20 protein-coding genes and 1 pseudogene are annotated in these 23604 nt (G+C 63.5%); 12 read left to right on the top strand and 9 right to left on the bottom strand.

Annotation, left to right across the window (positions count from 1 at the left end):
* Positions 1–77 precede the first annotated feature (77 nt).
* The 5 genes and pseudogenes from MHY87_RS08230 to MHY87_RS08210 all read left to right on the top strand — a co-directional run bounded on the left by MHY87_RS08230 (position 78) and on the right by MHY87_RS08210 (position 5797).
* On the top strand, positions 78–347 hold the full coding sequence (locus MHY87_RS08230) for a helix-turn-helix domain-containing protein (RefSeq protein ID WP_370644870.1): 270 nt from the start codon (positions 78–80) through the stop codon (positions 345–347).
* A gap of 143 nt (positions 348–490) precedes the next feature.
* Positions 491–1495 (top strand): annotated as a pseudogene (locus tag MHY87_RS08225) (putative DNA modification/repair radical SAM protein); the annotation flags it as partial.
* A gap of 127 nt (positions 1496–1622) precedes the next feature.
* Positions 1623–3062 carry a UdgX family uracil-DNA binding protein gene (locus tag MHY87_RS08220; RefSeq protein WP_239350943.1) on the top strand — a complete coding sequence of 480 codons (1440 nt, stop codon included), beginning with the start codon at positions 1623–1625 and terminating at the stop codon, positions 3060–3062.
* A 182-nt stretch (positions 3063–3244) separates the two neighbouring features.
* Positions 3245–5380, top strand: a complete 2136-nt coding sequence (locus tag MHY87_RS08215; protein WP_239350942.1) for a PBP1A family penicillin-binding protein — start codon at positions 3245–3247, stop codon at positions 5378–5380.
* 84 nt (positions 5381–5464) lie between these two features.
* On the top strand, positions 5465–5797 hold the full coding sequence (locus tag MHY87_RS08210; RefSeq protein ID WP_239350941.1) for a DUF1330 domain-containing protein: 333 nt from the start codon (positions 5465–5467) through the stop codon (positions 5795–5797).
* A gap of 3 nt (positions 5798–5800) precedes the next feature.
* On the opposite strand, the gene MHY87_RS08205 is transcribed toward MHY87_RS08210, so the two are convergent.
* The 3 genes from MHY87_RS08205 to MHY87_RS08195 form a co-directional block, all read right to left on the bottom strand.
* Positions 5801–6994, bottom strand: a complete 1194-nt coding sequence (locus tag MHY87_RS08205; protein WP_239350940.1) for a multidrug effflux MFS transporter — start codon at positions 6992–6994, stop codon at positions 5801–5803.
* An 81-nt stretch (positions 6995–7075) separates the two neighbouring features.
* Positions 7076–7819, bottom strand: coding sequence for a M48 family metallopeptidase (locus tag MHY87_RS08200; RefSeq protein ID WP_239350939.1), 744 nt, complete (start codon positions 7817–7819; stop codon positions 7076–7078).
* Between the two features lie 109 nt (positions 7820–7928).
* Positions 7929–9158 carry a polyhydroxyalkanoate depolymerase gene (locus MHY87_RS08195; RefSeq protein ID WP_239350938.1) on the bottom strand — a complete coding sequence of 410 codons (1230 nt, stop codon included), beginning with the start codon at positions 9156–9158 and terminating at the stop codon, positions 7929–7931.
* Between the two features lie 257 nt (positions 9159–9415).
* Between MHY87_RS08195 and MHY87_RS08190 the strand changes: the two genes are divergently transcribed.
* Together MHY87_RS08190 and MHY87_RS08185 are read left to right on the top strand one after the other, a co-directional pair.
* Entirely contained in the window at positions 9416–10795 is a 1380-nt protein-coding gene (locus MHY87_RS08190) for an ActS/PrrB/RegB family redox-sensitive histidine kinase (RefSeq protein ID WP_239350937.1), read from the top strand.
* 59 nt (positions 10796–10854) lie between these two features.
* Complete coding sequence (locus MHY87_RS08185) at positions 10855–11412, top strand: ActR/PrrA/RegA family redox response regulator transcription factor (protein WP_239350936.1); 558 nt, start codon at positions 10855–10857, stop codon at positions 11410–11412.
* 3 nt (positions 11413–11415) lie between these two features.
* On the opposite strand, the gene MHY87_RS08180 is transcribed toward MHY87_RS08185, so the two are convergent.
* The 3 genes from MHY87_RS08180 to MHY87_RS08170 form a co-directional block, all read right to left on the bottom strand.
* A complete protein-coding gene (locus MHY87_RS08180) occupies positions 11416–11913 on the bottom strand; it encodes an MmcB family DNA repair protein (protein WP_255726473.1) in 498 nt (165 codons plus the stop codon).
* Between the two features lie 65 nt (positions 11914–11978).
* Positions 11979–12368, bottom strand: coding sequence for a YkvA family protein (locus MHY87_RS08175; protein ID WP_239350934.1), 390 nt, complete (start codon positions 12366–12368; stop codon positions 11979–11981).
* A gap of 19 nt (positions 12369–12387) precedes the next feature.
* A complete protein-coding gene (locus MHY87_RS08170; RefSeq protein WP_239350932.1) occupies positions 12388–12942 on the bottom strand; it encodes a hypothetical protein in 555 nt (184 codons plus the stop codon).
* A 167-nt stretch (positions 12943–13109) separates the two neighbouring features.
* Between MHY87_RS08170 and MHY87_RS08165 the strand changes: the two genes are divergently transcribed.
* The 5 genes from MHY87_RS08165 (at position 13110) to MHY87_RS08145 (ending at position 19720) form a co-directional block, all read left to right on the top strand.
* Positions 13110–15629, top strand: a complete 2520-nt coding sequence (locus tag MHY87_RS08165; protein WP_239350931.1) for an ABC transporter ATP-binding protein — start codon at positions 13110–13112, stop codon at positions 15627–15629.
* Between the two features lie 97 nt (positions 15630–15726).
* Positions 15727–16629 carry an MBL fold metallo-hydrolase gene (locus MHY87_RS08160; protein WP_239350930.1) on the top strand — a complete coding sequence of 301 codons (903 nt, stop codon included), beginning with the start codon at positions 15727–15729 and terminating at the stop codon, positions 16627–16629.
* 16 nt (positions 16630–16645) lie between these two features.
* On the top strand, positions 16646–17653 hold the full coding sequence (locus MHY87_RS08155) for an NAD-dependent epimerase (RefSeq protein ID WP_239350929.1): 1008 nt from the start codon (positions 16646–16648) through the stop codon (positions 17651–17653).
* Between the two features lie 112 nt (positions 17654–17765).
* The gene (locus MHY87_RS08150) at positions 17766–18782 is read left to right on the top strand and encodes a glycosyltransferase family 4 protein (RefSeq protein WP_239351491.1); all 1017 of its coding nucleotides are present in this window, start codon (positions 17766–17768) and stop codon (positions 18780–18782) included.
* A complete protein-coding gene (locus tag MHY87_RS08145; RefSeq protein ID WP_239350928.1) occupies positions 18779–19720 on the top strand; it encodes an NAD-dependent epimerase/dehydratase family protein in 942 nt (313 codons plus the stop codon). The genes MHY87_RS08150 and MHY87_RS08145 overlap by 4 nt, the downstream gene beginning before the upstream one ends.
* On the opposite strand, the gene MHY87_RS08140 is transcribed toward MHY87_RS08145, so the two are convergent.
* The 3 genes from MHY87_RS08140 to MHY87_RS08130 all read right to left on the bottom strand — a co-directional run bounded on the left by MHY87_RS08140 (position 19653) and on the right by MHY87_RS08130 (position 23494).
* Positions 19653–21617, bottom strand: coding sequence for a nucleoside-diphosphate sugar epimerase/dehydratase (locus MHY87_RS08140; RefSeq protein WP_239350927.1), 1965 nt, complete (start codon positions 21615–21617; stop codon positions 19653–19655). The genes MHY87_RS08145 and MHY87_RS08140 overlap by 68 nt on opposite strands.
* Positions 21618–21680: 63 nt before the next feature.
* On the bottom strand, positions 21681–22493 hold the full coding sequence (locus MHY87_RS08135; RefSeq protein ID WP_239350926.1) for an ABC transporter ATP-binding protein: 813 nt from the start codon (positions 22491–22493) through the stop codon (positions 21681–21683).
* Positions 22490–23494, bottom strand: a complete 1005-nt coding sequence (locus tag MHY87_RS08130; protein ID WP_239350925.1) for an iron ABC transporter permease — start codon at positions 23492–23494, stop codon at positions 22490–22492. The genes MHY87_RS08135 and MHY87_RS08130 overlap by 4 nt, the downstream gene beginning before the upstream one ends.
* Between the last annotated feature and the right edge of the window lie 110 nt (positions 23495–23604).

The raw sequence follows: 23604 nt of genomic DNA, 5'->3' as shown, positions 1-23604 counted from the left end.
AGCAATTTGGCGTATAGAACGCCAATATTGGCGTATGATACGCCAAATGTTGACAAGCTAGCTTTCTCCGATGGTGCATGCACATTCGGGCCATGAACCCAGCCCCGGATCTCCTGAAAGCGGCGCGAATTGCGCTTAGACTCAGCCAAAAGGACTTGGCTGAGGCAGCAGGAATTGGGGAGCGCTCGCTATCCCGGATGGAGGCGGAACCGTCCGATCAGACCGTCCGCACTCAAATAGCTGTACAGCGGGCCCTTGAAGCGATCGGAGTGGAATTCCTGAGCCAGGACGGTGATCGAGGGCCAGGGTTCAGACTTCCCGCAGGGTGGTACCAGTCAGATTCCTGATACCGGACAGTCTATTGACTCTCAGGTGTACGATCTTATGAGAACATAAAAGGAACATCATTTGCGGGCAACGATTCAGGATGCCTGGAAAGCGTTCCCGCCCCACGTCCGATTGGACACTTCCATTTCATGTAATGGCTTACTGCGCCTATTGCGTGAACCGGCGCTCATCGAATGTGAAGCGGGCTAAGTTCACGGTCGACGAGGTGGTGACGCTCACCATCGAGTTCTACAAGCGCAACTATATCGAAGGCCTGTTTCTCTCCTCGGGCATCATCCGCTCGCCCGACTACACCATGGAACAGATGCTGCTGGTCGCGAAGAAGCTTCGCCGCGATCACGGCTTTCGCGGCTATATCCATCTGAAGACGATCCCTGAGGCGAGTCCTTGGCTCATCGAGGAAGCGGGGCTTTGGGCGGACCGCCTGTCCATCAATTTGGAACTGCCGACGGAGCACAGCCTGGAGCGCCTCGCGCCGGAGAAGGACGGCGCGTCCATCGAGGGCGCCATGGCGCAGATGTTCGAGCGTATCGAGGAAGCACGAGAAGAGCGCCGCCATTTCTCGCCCGCGGGCCAGACCACGCAGATGATCGTGGGCGCGGACGACACGACGGATGCCGATGTGTTGCGTACATCCGCCAAGCTCTATGGGAATTACGCCATGAAGCGCGTGTATTATTCAGCCTTCAGCCCGATCCCGGATTCGAGCGCCATCCTACCGCTGAAATCGCCACCGCTCATGCGCGAAAGCAGACTTTATCAAGCCGATTGGCTGCTGCGCTATTACGGCTTCCAGGTCGAGGAGATCGCGGAGAGTTCCGAGCAGGGCATGCTCGATCTCGATGTGGATCCCAAACTCGCCTGGGCGCTCAAGAACCGCCACCTGTTCCCGGTCGATGTGAACCATGCCGAACGCGAGATGCTGCTGCGCGTGCCGGGCCTCGGCGCGCGTGCAGTCGACAAGCTCGTGGCCGCGCGCCGGCATACGACCTTGCGGCTGGAGGATGTGGCGCGCCTCACCTCCGGCCTCAAGCGCGCCAAGCCCTTTCTGGTCACCACCGATTATCACCCGAAGGCCAGGCTCGACCGGCAGGATTTGCGTGAGCGCCTGATCGAAAAGCCGCAGCAGCTGAGCTTGTTCGCATGAGCTCGGACATTCCGTGTCATCCCCGGCGGCCCATAGGGCCGGGAAGGGGATCCACGATCAAGCACCGAGCTATGGATTCCCTTCCCCTCCGCTGCGCTCCGGCCGGGAATGACAGAAGAGATCAAGCATGAGCCTGCACCGCATCACCTTGAAGAACGGCGCTGATCTCGACGGCTTTCGTCGGGCCGTGCGCTGGCTGATGGCGGAGGAGCTCGCTCCGCAGCACATCCTCTGGTCCCTCGATGAAGCACCCAGCCTGTTCGGTGACGATGATTTGCACGATGCGCCGCCGGTCTCGCTGCCGAAAAGCGTGGCGCGGCTCATCGAGCTGTGCGTGTGCCACAGCGACCCGGAACGTTTCGCCCTGCTCTATCAGCTCGCCTGGCGCGTTTTGAACGGCGAGCGCGACCTTCTGGAAATCGCGAGCGATCCGCTGGTGCATCGCATCGACATGATGGCACGCGCGGTCAGACGCGATCTTCACAAGATGTATGCCTTCGTGCGCTTCCGGCGCATGCACGGTGAGCTTGAGCGCTTCGCCGCCTGGTTCGAGCCTGACCATTTCATTCTCGAAGCCTCAGCCACGTTTTTCATCGACCGTTTCCGCTCCCTCGACTGGACGATCCTCACCCCCATCGGTTCCATGCGCTGGGACCGGCATGCCCTTACCTTCGGCCCGTCCGCGCAGCGCGAGGATGCACCGGACGAGGACAGCTTCGAGGAAGGCTGGCGCGGCTATTACGAGAGCGTGTTCAATCCGGCACGCGTGAACCCCACTGCCATGCGCGCTGAGATGCCGAAGAAATATTGGCGCAACCTGCCTGAGACCGCTTCCATTCCCGGGCTGATCCAAACCGCCTCTCAGCGCGTTGACGCGATGATCGAACAGGAGGCGACCATGCCCACCAAACGCACGCCTGAACGCGCCATCGAGGCGATGTGGGATCAGGAGCCGAAAACACTCGAAGAGCTCAACGCCATCATCGCAAAGGCTGGACCGCTGGTGCCCGGCGCAACGCAGGCCGTGTTCGGCGAAGGGCCGAAGCACGCGGATATCGTTTTCGTGGGCGAGCAGCCCGGCGATCAGGAGGATCTGCAGGGCCGGCCCTTCGTGGGGCCTGCCGGCAAGCTCTTCACCAAGGCCATGAACGAGATCGGCATCGACCGAAGCCAAGTCTATCTCACCAATGCGGTAAAGCATTTCAAATTCGAGCAGCGCGGCCATCGCCGGATCCACTCGAAGCCCACGGCGGGCGAAGTGAAGCACTACCGGCCCTGGCTGATGAAAGAGCTTGAGCTGGTGCGTCCGAAGCTCGTGGTGGCGCTCGGTGGAACGGCTCTTCTGGCGCTCACTGGAAAGTCGACGCCGATCTCGCGCTCGCGTGGTCTCGCGCAGTTCGGCCCCTATCGCGGCTATATCACCGTGCATCCGAGCTATCTGCTGCGCCTGCCCGACGAGGCGACGAAGCGTGAGGCCTACGAGGCTTTCCTCAACGATTTGCGCCGCATCCACGATCTGGCCGAGGCCGACCCCGATACGGGAGAGCTGCCCCTGGCCGCCGAATAGTTTTTCGGCCCGACCACTCAAGGTCTCGTGTTCTTAGATTTGCGGATGCTGTGTAAGCTTGGCTTTTTCCTGGGAATTCCGAGGCTTCTACCGCTTAACCGCCCCTTAAACCGCCACAATTAAGGTGCTCCAGAACGTAAAAGGCCGGAATCACCGGCAGGCAATGCGGGGTTTCTAGGATCGTGGCGAACGGACGTGGCCGGCGGGAGCCGGTTTTCGATGCGCCCGCTGCGGAGGCGGGGGAGCTGGATTTTCACCTCTCGGCCGAAGACCGGGCGGGAGGATCCATGACAAGGCGGCGCGCTTCCAGGCAGGATGACGAGGACAGGCGGCCGCGTCGCGGATCACGTCCCAAGAAGGCCAAGCGCAAGGGCCGCTCTCTCCTCGGCAAGCTGATCTATGCGGGCGTCGTGCTCGGCCTCTGGGGCATCATCGCCGTCGGCGGTATCGTCGCCTATTACGCCTCGCAGCTGCCTCCCATCGACCAGCTTAGCGTGCCGAAGCGCCCGCCGAACATCGCCATCATGGCCAATGACGGCTCGCTGATCACCAATCGCGGCGAGACGGGCGGACGCACGGTGACCCTGAAGGAGCTGCCGCCCTATCTGCCCAAGGCCTTCGTCGCCATCGAGGATAGGCGTTTCTACAGCCATTTCGGCATCGACCCGCAGGGCATTGCCCGCGCGGTCTATCGCAATATCACCAGCTCGGGCGGGCTGCAGGGCGGCTCATCGCTGACACAGCAGCTCGCCAAGAACCTGTTCCTCACGCAGGAGCGCACCGCCTCCCGTAAGATCCAGGAGGCGATCCTGGCGCTCTGGCTGGAGCGCAATTACTCGAAGGACCAGATCCTCGAGCTCTATCTCAACCGCGTCTATTTCGGTGCCGGCGCTTACGGCGTCGAAGCCGCCGCCCAGCGCTATTACGGCAAGTCCGCGCGCCATGTGTCGCTCTCCGAAGCCGCCGTGCTCGCGGGCCTCGTGCAATCGCCCTCGCGCCTTGCGCCCAACCGCAATCCGAAGGCGGCACAGGCCCGCGCGGAACTGGTGATGTCGGCGATGAAGGAACTGGGCTTCATCACGCCGGACATGACGAAGACTGCCCTCGGGCAGCCGGCCGAGTCGGTGAAGCCGAACGGTGCGGGCTCGGCCAATTACGCGGCCGATTACGTCATGGACGTGCTCGACGATTTCGTCGGTACCATCGATACGGACATCGCCGTTTTCACCACCATCGACCCGACGCTGCAGGGCGCCGCCGAGCGCGTGCTCGTGGACGAGCTCAACGCCAAGGGCCAGAAGTTCAACGTGAGCCAGGGTGCCGTCGTCGCCATGAAGCCGGATGGCGGCGTGCAGGCGCTTGTCGGCGGGCGCAATTACGAGACGAGTCAGTTCAACCGGGCCACCTCCGCCCGCCGTCAGCCGGGCTCGTCGTTCAAACCCTTCGTCTATCTCACCGCAATCGAGCGGGGCTACACGCCCGACATGGTGATGGAAGACGGGCCCGTGAACTACAAAGGCTGGGCGCCGCAGAACTACGACCGCAAATATCGCGGGCCCATCGCCCTGCGCGACGCGCTGGCGCTGTCGCTCAACACCATCGCCGTGAAGCTCAACATGGAAGTCGGGCCGAAAAACGTGGCGCAGACCGCGCAGCGGCTCGGCATCACCTCGCCGATCCAGGCAAACGGCTCGCTCGCGCTCGGCACCTCGGAGGTGACGCCACTCGAGCTCGTCTCGGCTTATGCGGCTTTCGCCAATGGCGGCATCGGCGTGACGCCTTATGTGATCTCTGAGGTGAAGACGCTCGACGGCAAGATCGTCTACAAGCGTCCGTCATCCGCGGGCAGTCTCGGCCGCGTCATAGATCCTTCAGCGGTCGCGATGATGAACGAGATGATGCACAACACCTTCGTCATCGGCACTGCGCAGAAGGCGCAGATTCCGGGCTGGCCCATGGCCGGCAAGACCGGCACGACCGACGATTACAAGGATGCCTGGTTCATGGGCTTCACGGGCAATCTCGTGGCGGGAGTGTGGCTCGGCAACGACGACGGCACGCTCACCAAGCGCGTGACCGGCGGCAATCTGCCAACGGAGGTCTGGCACAACTTCATGAAGCTCGCCCTGAAGGACAAGCAGCCCGTCGGACTGCCCGGAGGCGAGCGGTTCCGCAATGACGTGCCCGTGGCCGGTGGCGGTGGCGATCCGCGCTATGCCAATGCCGGCAACGGCGAGAATGCCTGGATCCCGCCCCAGCCGCAGCGCCGCGCCAATTCACGCGAGAAGAACTTCTTCGAGAAGCTGTTCGGGCTTTGAGCCCGAACACTTTACCTGAGATGTAATCGCCACGCCTCCTTGAACACGGCATGCTCGCTTCATCATCAAACGAAGGAGCATGCCATGTCCGCTTACGCCGTTGCCCGTCTCACCGATGCCGTCATGGGTCCTGGGATCGTCGAGTATCTGAAAAGGATCGACGCGACCCTGGAGCCGTTCAACGGCCATTTTCTCATTCACGGCGGCCCGATTAATCGGCTCGAAGGCGCGTGGTCGGGCGACCTGATCATGATCGGGTTTCCCACGATGGAGAGCGCCCGTGCCTGGTATGAGTCGCCCGCCTATCGGGAGATCCTGCCTCTCCGCACCATGAATTCCAAAGGCGATGTCATCCTCATCGAAGGCGTCTCGCCCGACCATCGGGCTTCAGACATCCTGGAAGCCGTGACGGCATAAGCCTCAAGCCGATTTTGTCCGCGCTTTGCCCGTTGCCATAAACACCAGAAGCGCCAGTACGCCCGTGCCTGCGATGGCTGTCGGCAACGGCAGCGCGGAGGCGCCGAGGTTCTGACCGAGCACGATGCCGAGAATGGCGGCAAAGGTCATCTGGCAGATGCCGAGCAGCGACGAGGCGGCACCTGCGCGATCGGGAAACGGCATCAACGCGGACGCCATGGATTGCGGCATGGTGAGGCCGACGCCCATCGCATAGATCGCCATCGGCCCCGTGATCGCGAAAGAGGACGGAACGCCGATGGCCACGAGCGCGAGCATCAGCACGCCGCCGAAGGCCAGGCTCATCACGCCGAAGCGGATCGTGCCATCGAGCCCACGCTTGCCGACAAGAAACTGCGCCAGGAACGTGCCGCCGATATAGCCGATAACCATGAAGGCGAAGGAAAACGCAAAAGCCAATTCGTCGAGACGGTAGACGCCCTGCAAGACGAAGGATGAGCCGGATATGAAGGCGAACAATCCGCCATAAGCGAGCAAGGAGAAGCTTACATAGGTGCGGTAGCCCGGATGCCGCAGCAGCACACCAAAACCGCGCAGGATTGAACCGAAGGAAATCCGGTTGGGGGATTTGACGCGGATGCTCTCGGGCAATCGCAGCAGAACGGTTGCCGCGAGCGCGATGCTGCAGAACACCATCACGACGAAGGTTGCGCGCCACTCATAGAATTGTGCGATCAATCCGCCAAAGACCGGCGCGATGGCGGGCACGACTCCCATGATCGAACCCATGCGCGACAATTCCTTGCCGGCGCGCGGCCCTTCATAGAAGTCGCGCACGATGGCGCGCCCGAGAACGATGGGACCGGAAGCGCCGAGCGCCTGCAGGAAGCGCGCCGCGATCAGTATCTCTATATTGGGCGCAAGCGCGCAGACGAGGCTTGCCAGCGTGAACAGCCCGAGCCCGAAGAGCAGCACGGGCTTTCGCCCGATCCGGTCGGAGACCGGCCCGTAGAAGAACTGACCTGCCGCGAAACCGAAGAGGAAAACCGAGAGCGTGAGCTGCACCTGCCCCGTGCTGGCCTGCAAGCCTGTCGCAATCGCCGGAAGCGACGGCAGATACATGTCGGTCGACAGCGGACCGAGCGCCGTCAGCAGGGCGAGGACGATGGTGAGAGCCAGGGTATCGGGCTTGAGCATGATTGAGATCGGCCAATGGCAAAGGACAGGTTGGGACTAAGCGCAAAAGCCCAGCCTGTCATCTGCCGATCTCTGGATCGGTCAACCGATCCGATGCAGCGCGCTGCCATAGGTTTTCAGCCACGCCTCCGCATCGTCCGTGCGGGAGCAGAGCTGGTAGGTGATTTTCCAGAATCGCTGGGAATGGTTGAGCTCGCGCAAATGCGCGACCTCGTGGGCGGCCAGATAGTCCAGCACGAAGGGCGGAGCCATGATGAGCCGCCAGGAGAAATTGAGAGCCCCATTGGCGGAGCAGGAGCCCCAGCGGCTCTTGGTGTCGCGCACGGTGATCCGCTTGGCGGGGATGCCGAGCTGAGCCGTATGTTTCTTCACGGCTGCCGCGAAATCGCGCTTGGCCTCGGCCTCGAGGAAATCGCGCACGCGGCGGGCCACATGGGCGGCCTCGCCCGTCACGGCGATGATCGGATGGCCCGAATTGTCGTGGGTCGCCTGCGTGACGCCCCGAATCGATGACCAATGGACGATGCGGTGCGGCACGCCGCGCAGAGGCACCAGCTCGCCCGACTCGAAGGGCACCCGGTCGGGTACCTTAGCGAGGCGGCTGGCGATCCATTGACTGTGGCCGTCGGCAAATTTCTGGGCCAAGCCGACATCGGTGCGCTCAGGAATCGTGAGCACGACCTCGCCGGTCGCGTGGGAGACGCGCAGCGTGATCCGTTTGGCGGTCGGACGACGCTTGAGGGCCACCTTAAATGCTTGACCCTCAAAGGAAACTTTCAAATGTGGTGGGTCCGCGGGAACGCGGCGAAACAGAGCGGATTTCATGTCCGCAATCTGCCCGTTTACGTCGATTCTGTCAGCGCAGCCGTTTGCCGCTCCCCAGAACGCATCAAGAACAGACTTGGGCTCTTGACGCGCCCCGGAAGGCTCGTTCTCAGGCGTGCTTCTGTATGAATTCAACGATTCGAGGAGCGATCTGAGCCCTGAAACGAGAACCGTTGAAGACGCCATAGTGCCCGACCCCGGCCTGGAGGTGATAGAGTTTCTTGTCCGAGGGAAGGTTCGGGGTCAAGTCGAGCGTGGCCAAAGTCTGGCCCACGCCTGAAATGTCATCCTTCTCGCCCTCGATGGCCATGATGGCGCAGCGGCGAATGTCCATGAGGTCCACCGGCTCGTCCCGGTGCATCATCTCGCCCTTCGGCAGCTCGTGCTTCACGAACACCTTCTCGACCGTCTGCAGGTAGAAATCGGCGGTCAGGTCCATGACGGCGAGATATTCGTCGTAGAAATCACGATGCTTCTCGGCCGAATCACCGTCGCCCTCGACGAGATGGTTGAACATCTCCCAATGGGCGGAAAGATGCCGGTCGATGTTCATAGCCATGAAGCCGGAGAGCTGCAGGAAGCCCGGATAGACATCGCGCCAGAAGCCCGGATGGGATGGGGGCACCTTCATGATGCAATGCTGCTTGAACCATTCGATGCCGCGCTCCTCCGCCAGCCGGTTCACGGCGGTGGGCGAGCGGCGGGTGTCGATGGGACCGCCCATGAGAATCATCGAGCGCGGAATCGCGGGATCGTTCTCGGCCTCCAGACGGGCGATCGCGGCCGCTACCGGCACCGCCGGCTGGCACACGGCCATTACGTGGAGATCGGGACCGAACTCCCGGAACATGGCCTTGAGGTAATCGATGTAGTCGTCGAGATCGAAGCGACCCTCAGCGAGGGGCACCATGCTCGCATCGGCCCAATCAGTGATCATCACCTGATGGGTCGACAGGAAAGTTTCCACTGTGCCGCGCAGGAGCGTGGCGTAGTGGCCGGACATGGGCGCGACGATGAGAAGCTTGGGCTGATTCGCCGCCAGTGCATGATCGCGCTCGAAGGAGACGACCCGGCAGAAAGGCCGCTCCCACACGATCTCTTCGGTAACAGCGACCTCCTCGTTGCCGATGGTGGTTGTGCCGAGGCCGAAGGCGGGTTTTGTGTAGCGGCGGGTGGTGCGCTCGAAGAGCTCGCAGGCGGCGGAAACAGTGCGCCCGTAGGGCGTATTGGTCAGCGGATTATCGGGATTGTCGAAGACAAGTTTTGTGAAATCGGAAGCTGCGCGGGCGGGACTCAAAAGCCAATGCGCGGTATCGTACCAGTAATAAGAAAAATTCATTACACGTCCCCAAGGGCTGGGTGCCTGATTTCTCCCATGCTGTGGAGTAGGCTTTATCCTCAACCGTAATTTTAAGATTAAAGTTCCCCCTGAATATTGCAACAAGCTTATCGGTATAACCGCCTTTCCTTGCGCTCTACCCCGTCCGGAACATCCTTTCGATGACGATTTAGGATTCTTAACCTTTGCCCAACTGTCGAATGGACTGAACTGCACATTGCTTGGCGAACGGCAGGAAGGCCCTATTCTGTTCGTGCATGGTCGCCATTCCTGCCCATCATCTGAAACCGTCTCCCCGCCAGCTGCGTCTCGACACCCTGGTCCGGCTTCGCTGGCTGGCCGTTGCCGGACAATCGGCGGCCGTGGCGAGCGTACGTTTCGGGTTGGGTTTCCCGCTGCCCTTCGAGCTGTGCTTTCTCGTCATCGCCGCATCGGTCTGGACCAACCTTCTGCTGCGCATCCAATACCCGGCAAGCCACCGACTTAGCGACAATGCCGCGACCGCCCTACTCGCCTTCGACATCCTGCAGCTTGCGGCCCTTCTGTATCTGACCGGTGGATTGGAAAATCCGTTCGCCATGCTGTTTCTCGCACCGGTGCTGATTTCGGCGACGGCACTGACGCCTGAGCGAACGCTCGCTCTCGGCCTCCTGGCAGTGGGCTGCGCCACATGCCTCGTGCTCACGCACAGGCCCCTGCCCTGGTTTCCGGGACAGTCTTTCAGTCTCCCCTTCCTCTATGTATCGGGGATCTGGACGGCGATCCTTCTCGGAACGGTGTTCACCGGCATCTATGCCTGGCGCGTGGCGGAGGAAGCGCGCCAGCTCGCGCAAGCGCTCGCCGCGACCGAACTCGTTCTGGCGCGTGAGCAGCATCTCTCGCAGCTTGATGGCCTCGCCGCAGCCGCAGCCCATGAACTCGGAACGCCGCTCGCCACCATCGCGCTCGTGTCCAAGGAGCTTGGCCATAGCATGCCGAAGGACGGGCCCGTGGGAGACGACCTGCGGCTTCTCCAGGAACAGGTGGATCGCTGCCGCTCGATCCTCACCAAGCTCACCTCCATGGGCGAGGAAGACGAAGAAGGGTTTCTGGAGACCGTCTCTCTCAGCCATCTGGTGGAGGAAATCGTCGAGCTTCAGAGGGCTGTCGGATACGACGTGCGGGTGAATGCTCACGGTGAAGGGCCAGAACCCATGGGTCGCCGCAATCCCGGCGTGGTCTACGGCCTGACCAACATCGTCGACAACGCGACAGATTTTGCCGAGAGCCAGGTCACCATCGAGGCCGGCTGGTCGCCTCACGAGGTTTTCATCGAGATCCGTGATGACGGGCCGGGATATGCGCCCGATATTCTTCTGCATGTGGGCGAGCCGTATGTCACGACACGCAGCGCGGCGGAACGCACGGAAGCCAATTTAGACGAAGGTGGAGGATTGGGCCTGGGACTCTTCATAGCCAAGACTTTGATCGAACGGTCCGGGGCGGAATTGACCCTTACGAACGCCGCTCCGCCTGCAACCGGAGCCATTGCTCGGATCGTTTGGCCTCGTCGCGCGTTTGAACAGGGTGCGGCAATTTCGCCGCAGGGAGATTCCAAGGGGACTCTCAAAGAACAGAGGAAGAATTCCCATATCTAGAACAGGCCGTTCGGCCTGCTTTCAGGAAGGAATTTTTCCCAATGCAAGGAGATGTTCTGATGGCCGATGCGCCTGTTGCGTTCGAGGATCGGGCAGACAAGAGCCTCTTGATCGTGGATGACGACCGGCCCTTCTCGACCCGTCTCGCCCGCGCCATGGAAGGCCGCGGCTACGAGGTGCGCGTGGCCGAAAGCGTAGCCGATGGAATCGCCGCCATCGACAGCGAGCCCCCTGCCTTTGCCGTGATCGACATGCGGCTCGGCGACGGCAATGGCCTCGATGTCATCGAGCGCCTGAAGAACCGCCGTCCCGATGCGCGCGGCGTCATTCTTACCGGATACGGCAACATCGCCACCGCCGTCACGGCGGTGAAGATGGGTGCGTTCGACTATCTCGCAAAGCCCGCCGATGCGGACGAGATCCATGCCGCGCTCATGGCGCAGCCCGGCGAGCGTGCCCTGCCGCCGGAAAACCCGATGTCGGCGGACCGCGTGCGCTGGGAGCACATTCAACGGGTTTACGAATTGTGCGGGCGCAACGTCTCGGAAACCGCGCGCCGCCTCAACATGCATCGCCGCACCCTGCAGCGAATTCTCGCCAAGCGCGCGCCGCGCTGAACCTTACAGGCGTCCGTCCGCGATCCTATCCGGGTCAGCTAATGCGTGCAGGGCGGATGCCGCCGCATGGGCGAAGCGCAGCGTCACCGCCTTGCGGCGAGCACCGGCGAGGGGATGATGCAACGATTCCCGCATCACCGCTGCGCCGAAATTATCGGCGATGATGAGCCCGCGGTCCTCGGGCAGGATGTCGAAGGGCACCGTCTCCGGAATCGCGAAATAGAACCGGTCGCAGAAATCTTCGTAATCGGGCCATTTCCGGTCGGCCCGGAAATCCGCAACGCTCGACTTGATCTCGACGATGGTGAGCGAACCGTCGGGCGCGAGCGCGATGAGATCGGCGCGCCTTCCATTGGCGAGCGTGAATTCCGGCAGCGTCACGTGACCGAGTTCGGCGAACAGGCGCCGCACGCCGCGCTGGATACCGGCGGCCATGGGCGATTGCCGCCCGTCGATGGGAAGGATGATGCTGGAGCGGAGAGCAGCTGACGAATCGGACATGCGGGCAGAGTACCCGCTCCGTTCGCGCCTGCAACGGCAGGAATGTCGCGCATAAGTCTACATCTCTATGGAGCGGGTGTCGGCCAGAACGCCCAGAGAAGAAACCCGGCAGACGCGATCCAGAGAGCGACGATGACGGCTGCTGCCGCGCGGCTGGCAGGCCGTTCGGATCGGTGCTGCGCCTGCTCGCGGAATTCCGCCATGAGCGGGCTTGGAATCATCTTGATCACGAGGGCCATGGCCAAGGGCAGAATGATGACATCGTCGAGATAGCCCAGCACGGGGATGAAATCCGGAATGAGATCGATGGGGCTGAGCGCATAGGCGGCAATCACGATTGCCGCCGCCTTCACGTACCATGGAACGCGCGGATCGCGGGCTGCGATGGACAGCGCGATCACATCCTTCTTGATTGCACGCGCCCAATCCTTCAGACGCGACCCGATTTTTGTCATTCCGCAAATCCCGATCGGTTCAATGCAGCATCAGATTATGCGGCGACAGGTTCTCCAGCATGTCGCGCAGCTCGTCCATATGCGGATTGATGGAGAGCGCGATCTGAAAGGCGGCGCGGGCCTCGTTGAGATGGCCGTTGCGCAGGCACACATTGCCGAAGCCGGAGATGGCGCCGAAATGGCGGGGTTCCAGCCTTAAAGTTTGGGCGATGTCGAGCAGGCTGTCCGCATCGCGCTTCTCGATATAGGCGAGCGTCGCGCGCTTGTTCCAGGCTTCCGCCCAATCGGGATGCTTGGCGACGAGGTGATCGAGCAGGGGCTTGGCCTTCTGCAGTTCGCCCGATGCGATGGCCTCCACAGCCGCCGCCAGAGTCTCCTCCGCCACCCGGTCCTCGTGAGCGCTCCAGAGCGTCCAGATCTGGTCCTCAACCTCCTCCACCGGATGCGCGGGATCGGGTTCGGCCAGCTGCTTGAAGAGCCCTTTCAGGCGGCTCGGCAGGGCGGGAGACGGCGCTCTGTCGGGAACTTCGAGGATGAGCTGGAAAACCGGATCGACCGGCAGGGACGACGACATAATGGAGCCCGGCACCCTCTCTGAAAAGATAGCCTGGAAAGGTGACATAGGGGCGAGAGCCGGGGCGGCGAGGGGCGAATTGCAGAGTTTGGACTGGTCGGAGAGGCCGTGCTTCGCTAGTTTCACTCCCAAACCCGGTTCATGAGACCACAAACGAGGGAGATGTCATGGAGCGCGACCCGTTGCGCCTGGCTTGGAAGGTCTCTCCATATCGTCATATCCTCGGCTTCGGGCTTCTGGTTCTCGCAGGGATTCTCCTGATCGTCGGCCTCGAGCTGATCCGCACCGTCGTGGATCGGGCCGTTGCAGGCGGAAGCGCTGCTCCAGGCACTCTGCTGCGCATCGCCGTCACGCCACCCGCCAGCCTCTGGCAGGAGCCGCTCGTTCTGTTTCCGGGCATCCCCCTTGCGCCTGAGACCTTCGTGATCGCCTCCATCGGCGGCATCCTGCTCGTTCCCATTCTCATTGCGCTGCTGCTGATCCCCCTCGATGGGATCGCCGTCAGCATCGGCTCGCGGGCACTGGCGAAACTGCGCGCCCTGGCGCTGGACGCCATCCTCAAGGCCCCGCCCTCTCTGCAGGACGATCTCTCGACCGCAACCGCGCTGGCCGCCCACGGGCTTGCCCGCGAGAATTCCGTGCTGGGCCTGAGCCTGTTCGTCCCGGTGAAACTTGGCGGCATGATCGGCCTCTGCTTTGCCTATGTGCTCGTGATGGATTGGTCCCTCGGCGCCGCCCTCGCCGTGGTCTTGAGCTTGGGCGCTATCCTCAATGCGCGCCGCGCGCTGCTGCGCTTCGATGCCACCACCGCACGGCACAAGGAAGGCCAGGTCGCCGAAGGCATTCTCGCCGGTCTCGAACACCGCATCCCGGCCATGCGCGCTCATGGCACGGGCTTCTACGAGCGGGACCGGGTGCGCAATCTCCTCATCGAAGGCCACCGGCCGGTCGCTCGGCGCGAGTACCGCCTTGCGCTCGTGGATTCCACCGCCGCCATCGTGCTGATGCTGGCCCCCGTCGTCGTGCTGGCGCTCGGCGCGTGGTTCGCGCAAGCGCGCCCGCTGACGGCGGGCATGGTCGCGTCCTGTGCCCTCGCCTCGGCGCTTGCAGCCTATGGCGTGCGTGAGATCGTGCAATGGCAGCGCATGGCCCTGCGCGCACGGGCGCTTCTGTCCGATGTGGCCAGAACCCTTGCCGCCCTGAAGCCGCGCGACGTCAAGAAAGGCAAGGCCTCGCTGCCCGACAACGGCGCGCTCGTGGCGCAGGGCGTCTCGGCCTATGACACCGCGAGCGGCGCGCGGATCACGGGCGTCAACCTGAATCTCACCTTCCCGTCTCACGTGGCTCTCGTTGGCGACGGCGATTCAGGCCCGCGCCTGCTCGCGGCCCTCATGAGCGGCCAGCTTCATCCGTCGGTCGGGCGCATCACCTATGGCGGCGTCGATCTCGTGGAGGCCAATCCCTTCGAGCGCAGCCAGCGCATCGCGCTCGCAGGCGACACGGTTCTCATCGAGGGAAGCCTGCGGGAGAACCTGCTCTATGGCTGTCATGCGCCGGCCGAGGAACGCGAGCATCGTCTCTGGGATGCCATCACCGTTGCCGGTCTCGACCGACTGACCCATGCGCGCGGCCTGTCGGGCACGCTCGATCCCAAGCGCGAGCCCGAGATTGCCGCAGCCATCGTGGAGGCGCGGCGCTTCGTACAGGCGACCCTGCGCGAAGAGAACCTCGACCGCTTCGTCGATCCCTTCGACGCCGCGCGCTACAACCGCTACGCCACGATCGGCGAGAATCTGCTGTTCGGACAGCCGGTGGGCGACACGTTCCAGCAGGACAGACTCTCCGCCCATCCTTTCGTGCGCGCCATCCTGGAAGCGAACGACCTCAACAAGACCTTGAGCCAGATCGGCCTGTCCATCGCCACCAGCATGGTGGAAATCTTCACGGACATCCCGGACGGGCATCCGCTGTTCGAGCGCTTCTCGTTCTTCTCCGCATCCGATCGTCCTTACTTTCAGGATCTGGTGGAACGGCAGAGCGGCCTGCGGCGGCCCGGGCGCGATCAGGAGCGCCTGATCGGCCTGGCTTTGCGCTACAACGAGAGCCGACATCGCTTGGGGCTGCTCAATGAGGCGCTCGAAGCGCGCATTCTCACAGCCCGCAGCGATTTCTCCCGCATGCTGCCGCTGAGCCTCAGGCCAGCCATCGAGTTCTACGATCAGGCGCAGTTCTGCACTGCGGCGAGCGTGCAGGACAATCTGCTCTTCGGCCGCATCGCAGCGGATCAGGCGGGCGCCCCGGAGGCCGTGCAGGGCGTCATCCGTCGTGTGCTCACCGAGCGCGGCCTCGATGGGGAGGTTTCCCGTATCGGCCTCGATCTTCCCATCGACGTGCAGGGCGACGACCTGAGCCTGACCGAAATCGCCGCCGTCGATCTGGTGCGCTGCCTCGTGCGGCGTCCGAGCATCCTTGTGGTCCAGCGGGCCCTCGACGGCCTGCCAAGTCTCGCCGCCGACAGGCTGGTGGCAGCCCTTCGCCGCTCCATGGTCGGACGCGGGCTGGTCATCGTCACACCCACGATTTCCTCTGCCATGGATCAACCGTCCTTCGACGCCGTTATCCGTTTCGAGCGGGGCGAACCTGTGCTGGTTCCCAGCATGCGTCAACCGGAGGCGCTGAGCGCATGACAGCTCTGACTTGCTATCCGGAATTTCCTGGGGTCATCTTGTTGTCATGTGCGATGCCGCACAGAATTCGAGGTTTTCGCCTGGGCATGATCCGATAATGGTAAGCCGTGTTGCATCTCCTGATGAGCTTCAGGTCCGCTTTTGGGGCATCCGCGGCTCCACCTGCGCATCTGGGCCTCAGTTTGTGGAATTCGGCGGCCATACGGCCTGCGTCGAGATCCGCTGCGGCGAGCGCCTCTTCATCGTGGATGCCGGAACCGGCATTTCCGCTCTCGGCAATGCCCTCGGCGAGGATGTTCCCGATATTGTCGACATTCTCCTCAGCCACCTGCATCTCGACCATGTGGGCGGCCTGCCCTTCTTCAAGCCCGCGCTCACCAAGGAGCGCCTGGTCCGTACCTATTGCGGCAATCTCGATGGCGACAGCGCCATGGAATCCCTCGACAAGCTGTTCTCGCCCCCGCTCTTTCCCGTGCGCCTCAGCCAGTTCCCGGCCCGCTTCGAGCATGTGGGGTTCAAGGCGGGCGAAACCTTGACCTTCGACGACGGCGCCGTCGTCACGACCCATTCCCTGAACCATCCGGGCGGCGCGACAGGCTATCGTTTCAAGCATGGCCATCGCAGCGTCTGCTACATCAGCGACGTGGAACACAGCGAAGCCTGGCCGGACAAAGGGCTCACCGAGTTCGTGCGCGACGCGGACCTGATGATCTATGACGGCATGTTCTCAGAGGCCGAATATCCGCGCTGCCGGGGCTGGGGTCATTCCACATGGGAAAAAGGCGTGGAACTTGCCCAATCCGCAGGCGTGAAATCGCTCGCCATCTTCCACATCTATCCGGGCCACGACGATGCCTTCATCCGCGCCCTAGAAGCCGACATGCAGCGCGTGATGCCCACGGCCTTCGTAGCCCGGGAGAGGCAATCCATCATTCTGGACACATCGGGCCAGCAGGGTGTTGCGGATTGGCCCAAGGCCGTTAAGGTGCCCGCCATCTAGCGACGCGGGTTTTTTCATGTCCTCCCCCATTCTCGTAACCGGAGCCGCCGGTTTCATTGGCTTTCACGTGGTCGAGCGCCTTCTGGCGCTGGGCCATCAGGTGGTCGGCGTGGACTGCTTCACCCCCTATTACGACGTGAGCCTGAAAGAAGCCCGCTTCGGCAGGCTCTCTCCCCGCAACAGCTTCCATGGCGAGCGCGTGGATCTCTCCGATCCGCAGGCCACCCGCGATCTCTTCCAGCGCCACCGCTTCGAGCGCGTGATCCATCTCGCCGCCCAGCCCGGCGTGCGTTTCGTCGATCCGATGCCCTATGCCTCGTCGAACCTCATGGGCTTCATGAACATGCTGGAAGCCTGCCGCCATGGCGGTATCCAACACCTCGTCTATGCCTCGTCGAGCTCGGTCTACGGCGCCAATCGGAAGCTGCCCTTCTCCGAGCACGACACCACGGATCATCCGATCAGTCTTTACGCCGCCACCAAGAAGGCCAACGAGATGATGGCGCATTCCTACGCCTCGCTCTTCGGCCTGCCCTCGACGGGCCTGCGCTTCTTCACCGTGTACGGCCCCTGGGGACGCCCCGACATGGCGGTCTACAAGTTTACCCATGCCATTGCTCAAGGACGCGAGATCCAGGTGGCCAATGCCGGCAAGGTGTGGCGCGACTTCACCTACGTGGACGATATCGTGGAAGGCATCGTGCGGCTCGTCGACAAGGCCCCTGTCGCGAACCCGGACTGGAACGCGGAAGACCCCGATCCAGCCACGAGTGCTGCCCCGCACCGGGTCTACAATATCGGCAACGACAACCCGGAAGAGGTCAACGACCTCATCGCCATCATCGAGGACGCGCTGGGCAAAAAGGCCAACCGCGTGAACGTGCCCCTCCCGCCCGGCGACGTGCTGGAGACCCGCGCCGACGTGACGGACCTGCGCCGCGACGTGGGCTTCGCGCCCTCGACTTCTCTGAAGGATGGCGTCAACCGTTTCGTGCAGTGGTACCGCGAGTACCACGGGGCTTGAGATGATGGTCCGCGATTATCTCAAGCTGCTAATTGGATGGATCGCCATCTTCGTTTCAGGCTTCCTGCTGCTCGCATCCTTCGATGCATTCGCCTTCGTCGGAGCCGCCATCATGGTAGGCGTCCTGCTCGTGGCAAGCTCCCTTTCGGCAGCCCTCATCCTCATCTTGAAACCGCTTCTCCTGCGCTATGCGCTGGCCCGACCCAATGCCCGTTCCAGCCATAAAATTCCGACGCCCCAAGGCGGCGGCATCGCCGTGGTCGGCGCTGCCTTGATTACCGTCCTCATTCTCGCATCTGTTTTGAAATCCTCATACGGAGGGTTGCAGCCATTCCTGGTCCTCGCTGGTGCTTCGATCGCCCTGGCGGCGCTCGGCGCCGTCGACGACATTCGCCCGCTTCCCGCGGGCATGCGCCTTCTGCTGCAGGCTGCGGCCGTAACGGCCGTCATCATCACGAGCGGCATCCGAATTCTGCCGGACTGGATTCCCCCGAGCCTGGAGCAGGCATTGTTGATCTTCGGCGGTGTCTGGTTTGTAAACCTCGTCAATTTCATGGATGGTCTCGACTGGATAACCGTCGCCGAGATGGTGCCCGTGACGGCGTCCGTCGCCATCCTCTCGGAAATGACGTACCAGCCGTTCCCGGTCGCCATCGTTGCTATTGCCCTTTCAGGCGCTCTTCTCGGCTTCGCACCCTTCAACAAACCCGCCGCTCGTCTTTTTCTCGGCGACGTCGGCTCCCTCCCCATCGGCCTGATCGTGGGCTGGCTGCTGCTGCAATTTGCCGGAAAGGGCGCGCTCATCGCAGCCCTCCTGCTGCCGCTCTATTACCTGATGGATGCGACGATCACGCTCTTCCGCCGTCTCGCGAAGCGTGAGCGGGTGTGGGAGGCGCATCGCAGTCATTTCTATCAGCGCGCCACCGATAACGGCTTTTCCGTCATGTCCGTCGTCACGCATGTGTTCGTGCTCAATCTCGCGCTCGCAGCCCTTGCGGCAGTGACGCTCGTCTGGCCGTCGGCGCCTGTGCAGATCTCAGCGCTGCTCGCGGGGGTTCTCCTCGTAGGCTTCGTTCTGCGGCGCTTTTCCCATCCCCGCGTCACCGCATCCCTGGAGGCTTCCCGATGAGCGCACCTCTGATCGCGCTGACCGGCTCGACGGGCTTCATCGGCCGTCATCTTCTCAGTGAGTTGCCGAGGCGCGGGTATCGCGTGCGTGTTTTGCTGCGCCGTCCCTCGGAGGTGCCTGCGGGCGCATCGAGCGCCGTGATCGGCGACATCGCCTCGCCGCACAACATGGCGGCGGCGTTGCGCGACGTGGACATGGTGATCCATTCCGCAGGGCTCGCGCATGCCATGTCGGGAAAGCCCGAGGACGATTACCGCACCATCAACACGGAAGCGACGATCAAGCTCGCGCAGGCCGCCGAGCGCGCGGGCGTGAAGCGTTTCATCTTCCTCTCGTCCATCCGCGCGCAGAGCGGGCCGGTGGCGGAGGGCGTTCTCACCGAGGAGATGGAGCCGAAGCCCACCGACGCTTATGGACGCTCCAAGCTGGAAGCGGAAAAGGGCCTCGCTGAACTCGGGCTGGACTGGGCGGCGCTTCGCCCGGTGCTCGTCTATGGGCCGGGCGTGAAGGGCAACATGGCGGCGCTTCTTACGCTTGCCCAATCGCAATGGCCGCTGCCCTTCGGCGGCCTGAAAGCGCGCCGCTCGCTTCTGTCCCTCGACAACCTGACGGCTGCCCTCGACACGCTCCTGAAGACGCAAGGTCCGTTGCGGCGGCCCTTCATCGCCGCCGATCCGGAACCGGTGAGCGTGCCTGAGATCATCGCCGCCTTGCGAAAAGGTTTTGGGCGCGGCCCGGGGCTCATTCCCGTGCCGGCTTTCGCATTAGGCGCAGCGGCTGGTCTGATGGGGAAGACAGAGGCCTATGAGCGGCTGGCGGGCTCGCTGGTCGCGAGCCCCGCGGCGCTGAAGGCGCTCGGCTGGCAGCCTGTCAATGCGACGCCAGACGGGCTGGCTCAGCTGGCACGGCAGGCTGCAGCGACATCTGCCGGCGCTTGAATTCGGGAATCGCATCCTCGAACACCCGCTCCGCCGCCGCGCGGTCTCCGTCCGCGATGGCTTTGGAGAGAGCTTTCAGCCACTGATCGACCTTCGCGCGATCGGCGAAGATGGGCTTTGCGGCCATGACGCCGTCGATGCCGATCTCGGCCATGGGCTCGTCGCGGGCAAAGAGAATCTCATGCAGGCGCTCGCCGGGGCGCGTGCCCATGACGGCGATCTCGATATCCTCGCCGGGCTCGTAGCCGGCCAATCGGATCATGCGCTCGGCAAGCTCGTAGATACGGACCGGCTGGCCCATCTTCAGCACGTAGACGGAGGCGCGCTCCTGGCCGTTGGTGGCCTCGACGCGAACGCGGTCCTGGTCCGCATGCGATGCGGAGGTGAGCACGAGATCGGCTGCCTCGCGCGTCGTCATGAAGTAGCGCACCATGTCGGGATGCGTGACGGTGATCGGGCCGCCACGGGCGATCTGCGCCTTGAACTTCGGCACCACGGAGCCGACCGATCCCAGCACGTTGCCGAAGCGCACGGCGATGATGCGCGTGGTGCCGTTGAGGCCCATGAATTCCGCATCGAGCGCCTGACCGTACATCTCGGCCAGACGCTTGGTCGCGCCCAGCATGGAGACGGGATCGATGGCCTTGTCGGTGGAGATGATCACGATCTCGGAAGCGCCCGCCTCCACCGCCGCATCGGCCACGTTCACGGAGCCGAACACGTTGGTCTTGATGCCTTCCATCCAGTTCCGTTCGAGATAGGGAACATGCTTGAGGGCGGCGGCATGGAAGACCACGTCGGGACGGAAATCGTTCATCACCTCCTGCACGCGCACGCGGTCGCGCACATCGGCGATGACGCCGTCAACATTGGTATCGCTCTGCTGCAGAGTCGGATTTTCCAGGATGTGATGCAGGGATGGCTCGGAGCTTTCCACGATCATGAGATCGCTGGCGCCGAAGGCCACCACGCGGGTGCAGATTTCAGAACCGATGGAGCCACCGCCGCCGGTGACGAGCACGCGCTTGCCGCGAATGAAGTTCTCAAGACGCTGACGGTCGATCTGCACCGTGGGGCGCAGCAGAAGATCCTCAATCTCCAGCGGCGCCAGCTCGGCATTGCGCATGCCTTCGCCGAGGCTCGTCACGCGCACGAGCGGCAGGCCGAGGCGGCGCGCGCGGGCGAGCAGCCTGTCAGGATTGGCCTCGGGCGCAAGCGCGCTCGGGGTTGCCACGAGACGGCGGATCGGCTCGCCACGCTCCTGGAAATCCTGCACCACCTGATCGAGATCGTTGAAATTGCCGAGAACCGGCACGCCGCGGATCGCCTGTCCGAGATCGTCAGCGCGGTAGGAGAGAACACCCTTCGGGCGCATCTTCTTGACCGTCCCGGTCTCGATGGCGCGCAGGATCACCTCGATGTCGCTGCCACGGCCGAGCAGCAGGGTCGGCGTGTTGGTGTCGCGGTCGAGGGTATTGCGCGAGCGGGCGTATTTCACATAGCGGAAGGCAAGGCGCGGCCCGCCCAGCAGGAACATCTGGATCAGCCAGTAGAGGGCGATGGTGATCTTGCCGAAGAAGAACGACCCGAAGAATTGCGGCGAGAGCAGAACGTAGTCGATCACCAGAAGCGTCAGCGCCAGCACTGTGGAGGCGCGGAAGATGTTGAAGAGATCGGGCAGCGAGGCGAACCGCCACTTGGAGCGGTAGAGGTGGAACACCCAGTAGATGATGCCCGCGAAAGCGATGTAGGGCGGCAGGAAGACCGGCATGTCGCCCAGGCGCGCATGCAGAAGCGGACCCTCGAAGCGCACGGCGAAGGTCGCAACAACGGCCACGCCCGTCATCACGAGATCATGGGCGACGATCAACGCCTTCTTGAAATTCTGCCGATTCATTGCCTTGCCATCTTTTGAACCGGGGGTATCGGCCCGGCTCACCCCTTTGTCAATGTAAGGTTGTCACTCAGTTCCGGGCCTGACGCTTTCATATCCCGGTGCCGGCAGCGGACGGTCCGCCACCACGACGAGGTGTCCGTCCTCGTGCGACACGTGGGCCTGGATGCCGAAATTCGCCGCCAGCTTCTCTTCCGTCAGAACCGCCTCGGGAGCGCCGGAGGCGGCCACAAGGCCATGATTTAAAAGGACGATCTCGTCCGCAAAGCGCGCAGCCAGGGTCAGATCGTGCATGATGACCGCGACCGTCCGGCCCGCACGGGCTTGGGCCCTCAGCACATCGAGCACCACGAGCTGATGGCGCGGATCGAGGGCCGCCACGGGCTCGTCTGCCAGCAGCACCGGGGCCTGCGTCGCCAGGGCGCGGGCGAGGAGTACCCGCGCCCGCTCGCCGCCGGACAGCTCCGTCGCGGGCCTGCTCTCGAACTCCTCGAGCCCCACCGCATGGATGGCCTGCGCCACCGCTTCCTGTCCGCGCGGGGGAAGATTGTCGGGCTTCTCACCATGGGGGAGGCGGCCCAGCGCGATCACCTCGGATACCGGCAGCGGCCAGGCGATGGCGCCTCCTTGCGGCAGGTAGGCGATGCAGCGCGACCGCTCTCCGGCCTGCATGCGCGAGACCGGATGCCCATCGAGAGTCACTTGGCCTGCGGTAGGCTCCAGGAGGCCCGCAAGCGTGCGCATCAAGGTCGTCTTGCCCGCCCCGTTGGGTCCGACGATCACCGTGAGGCGACCGGAGGACAGGGTGAGGTCGACCCTGGAGAGGGCATGGCGCTGACCCAGATCGACGGCAAGGTTATGGGCTTGAAGCGCGCTCATACGGGCATCTCCGAAAGCTCAGCCTTGCGGCGGGCGATCACCCACAGGAAGAACGGCACGCCGAGAATTGCAGTCAGCACGCCGATCTTGATCTCCGTCTGCGAAGGGATGAGACGCACGGCGCAATCGGCGGCGAGCAGCAGAGCCGCTCCCCCCAAGCCTGACGGCACGAGGGTGCGCGCCGGATCGTAGCCCGCGAAAGGCCGCACCAGATGGGGGGCAACGAGGCCCACGAAGCCGATGGAGCCCGCCACCGCCACCGCGGCGCCAGTGCCGACGGCAGCGCCCGCGACGAGCAGCACCCGCAGGCGCATCACGTTCACGCCAAGGCTGCGCGCTGTCTCCTCGCCGAGAGCTAAGGCCCGCAATCCCGTCGAGGAGGCAAGGACGAGCGCGGAGGCCATCACGATGAAGGGCGCGGCAAGCAGCACATGGACGATCGAGCGGTCCTCGAAGGACCCTAGGAGCCAGAACACGATCTCGGTAACCGCGAAGGGATTGGGCGAGAGGGTAATGGCAAGCGAGGTGCCTGCCCCCGCAAGACTGCCGATGGCGAGGCCCGAGAGCACGAGCACCACCACCGTGGCCCTACGCCCGGCAACCGCGACCACGAGCGCGATCGAAGCGAGCGCCCCGAGGATCGCCGCGAAGGGCAAAGCCCAGGAGAGCGCGCCCACGAGACCGGAATAAAGCACCAGGACCGCCCCGAAGGCGGCGGCCTGGGGCGCGCCGAACACCGCCGTATCGGCGAGCGGATTGCGCAAGAGCCCCTGCAGGCCCGCGCCCGTGAGCCCGAAGATCCAGCCGATGAGGATGGCCAGCAGCGTTCGCGGCAGGCGGATGTCCCGCACCACGACGCTCGTGCTGCCCTGATCCGACACGAGCGCCGCGAGCGCGCGCAGAGGCGGGATCGGGGCAGGCCCGATCACGAGGGAGGCGACGCTCAACCCTCCGACAAGAAGGACGAGGCCGAGAATGAGGGGCAGCCGGGGCGAGTGCATGAAGGATTTCGGTGTTGTCGCCTCCCGCGATAGCAATCCTATGCTCACCTGTCATCCATGGTCTGACGCAATGTCATCCCCTTCGCTGCGCTCGCCGGGGACGGCACCTC

Origin of the sequence: Microvirga sp. ACRRW, from assembly GCF_022346925.1 — a bacterium.
Classification (GTDB): domain Bacteria; phylum Pseudomonadota; class Alphaproteobacteria; order Rhizobiales; family Beijerinckiaceae; genus Microvirga.
Note: the sequence above shows the minus strand (reverse complement) of the source record. Positions and strands in the feature narration are given on the sequence as shown.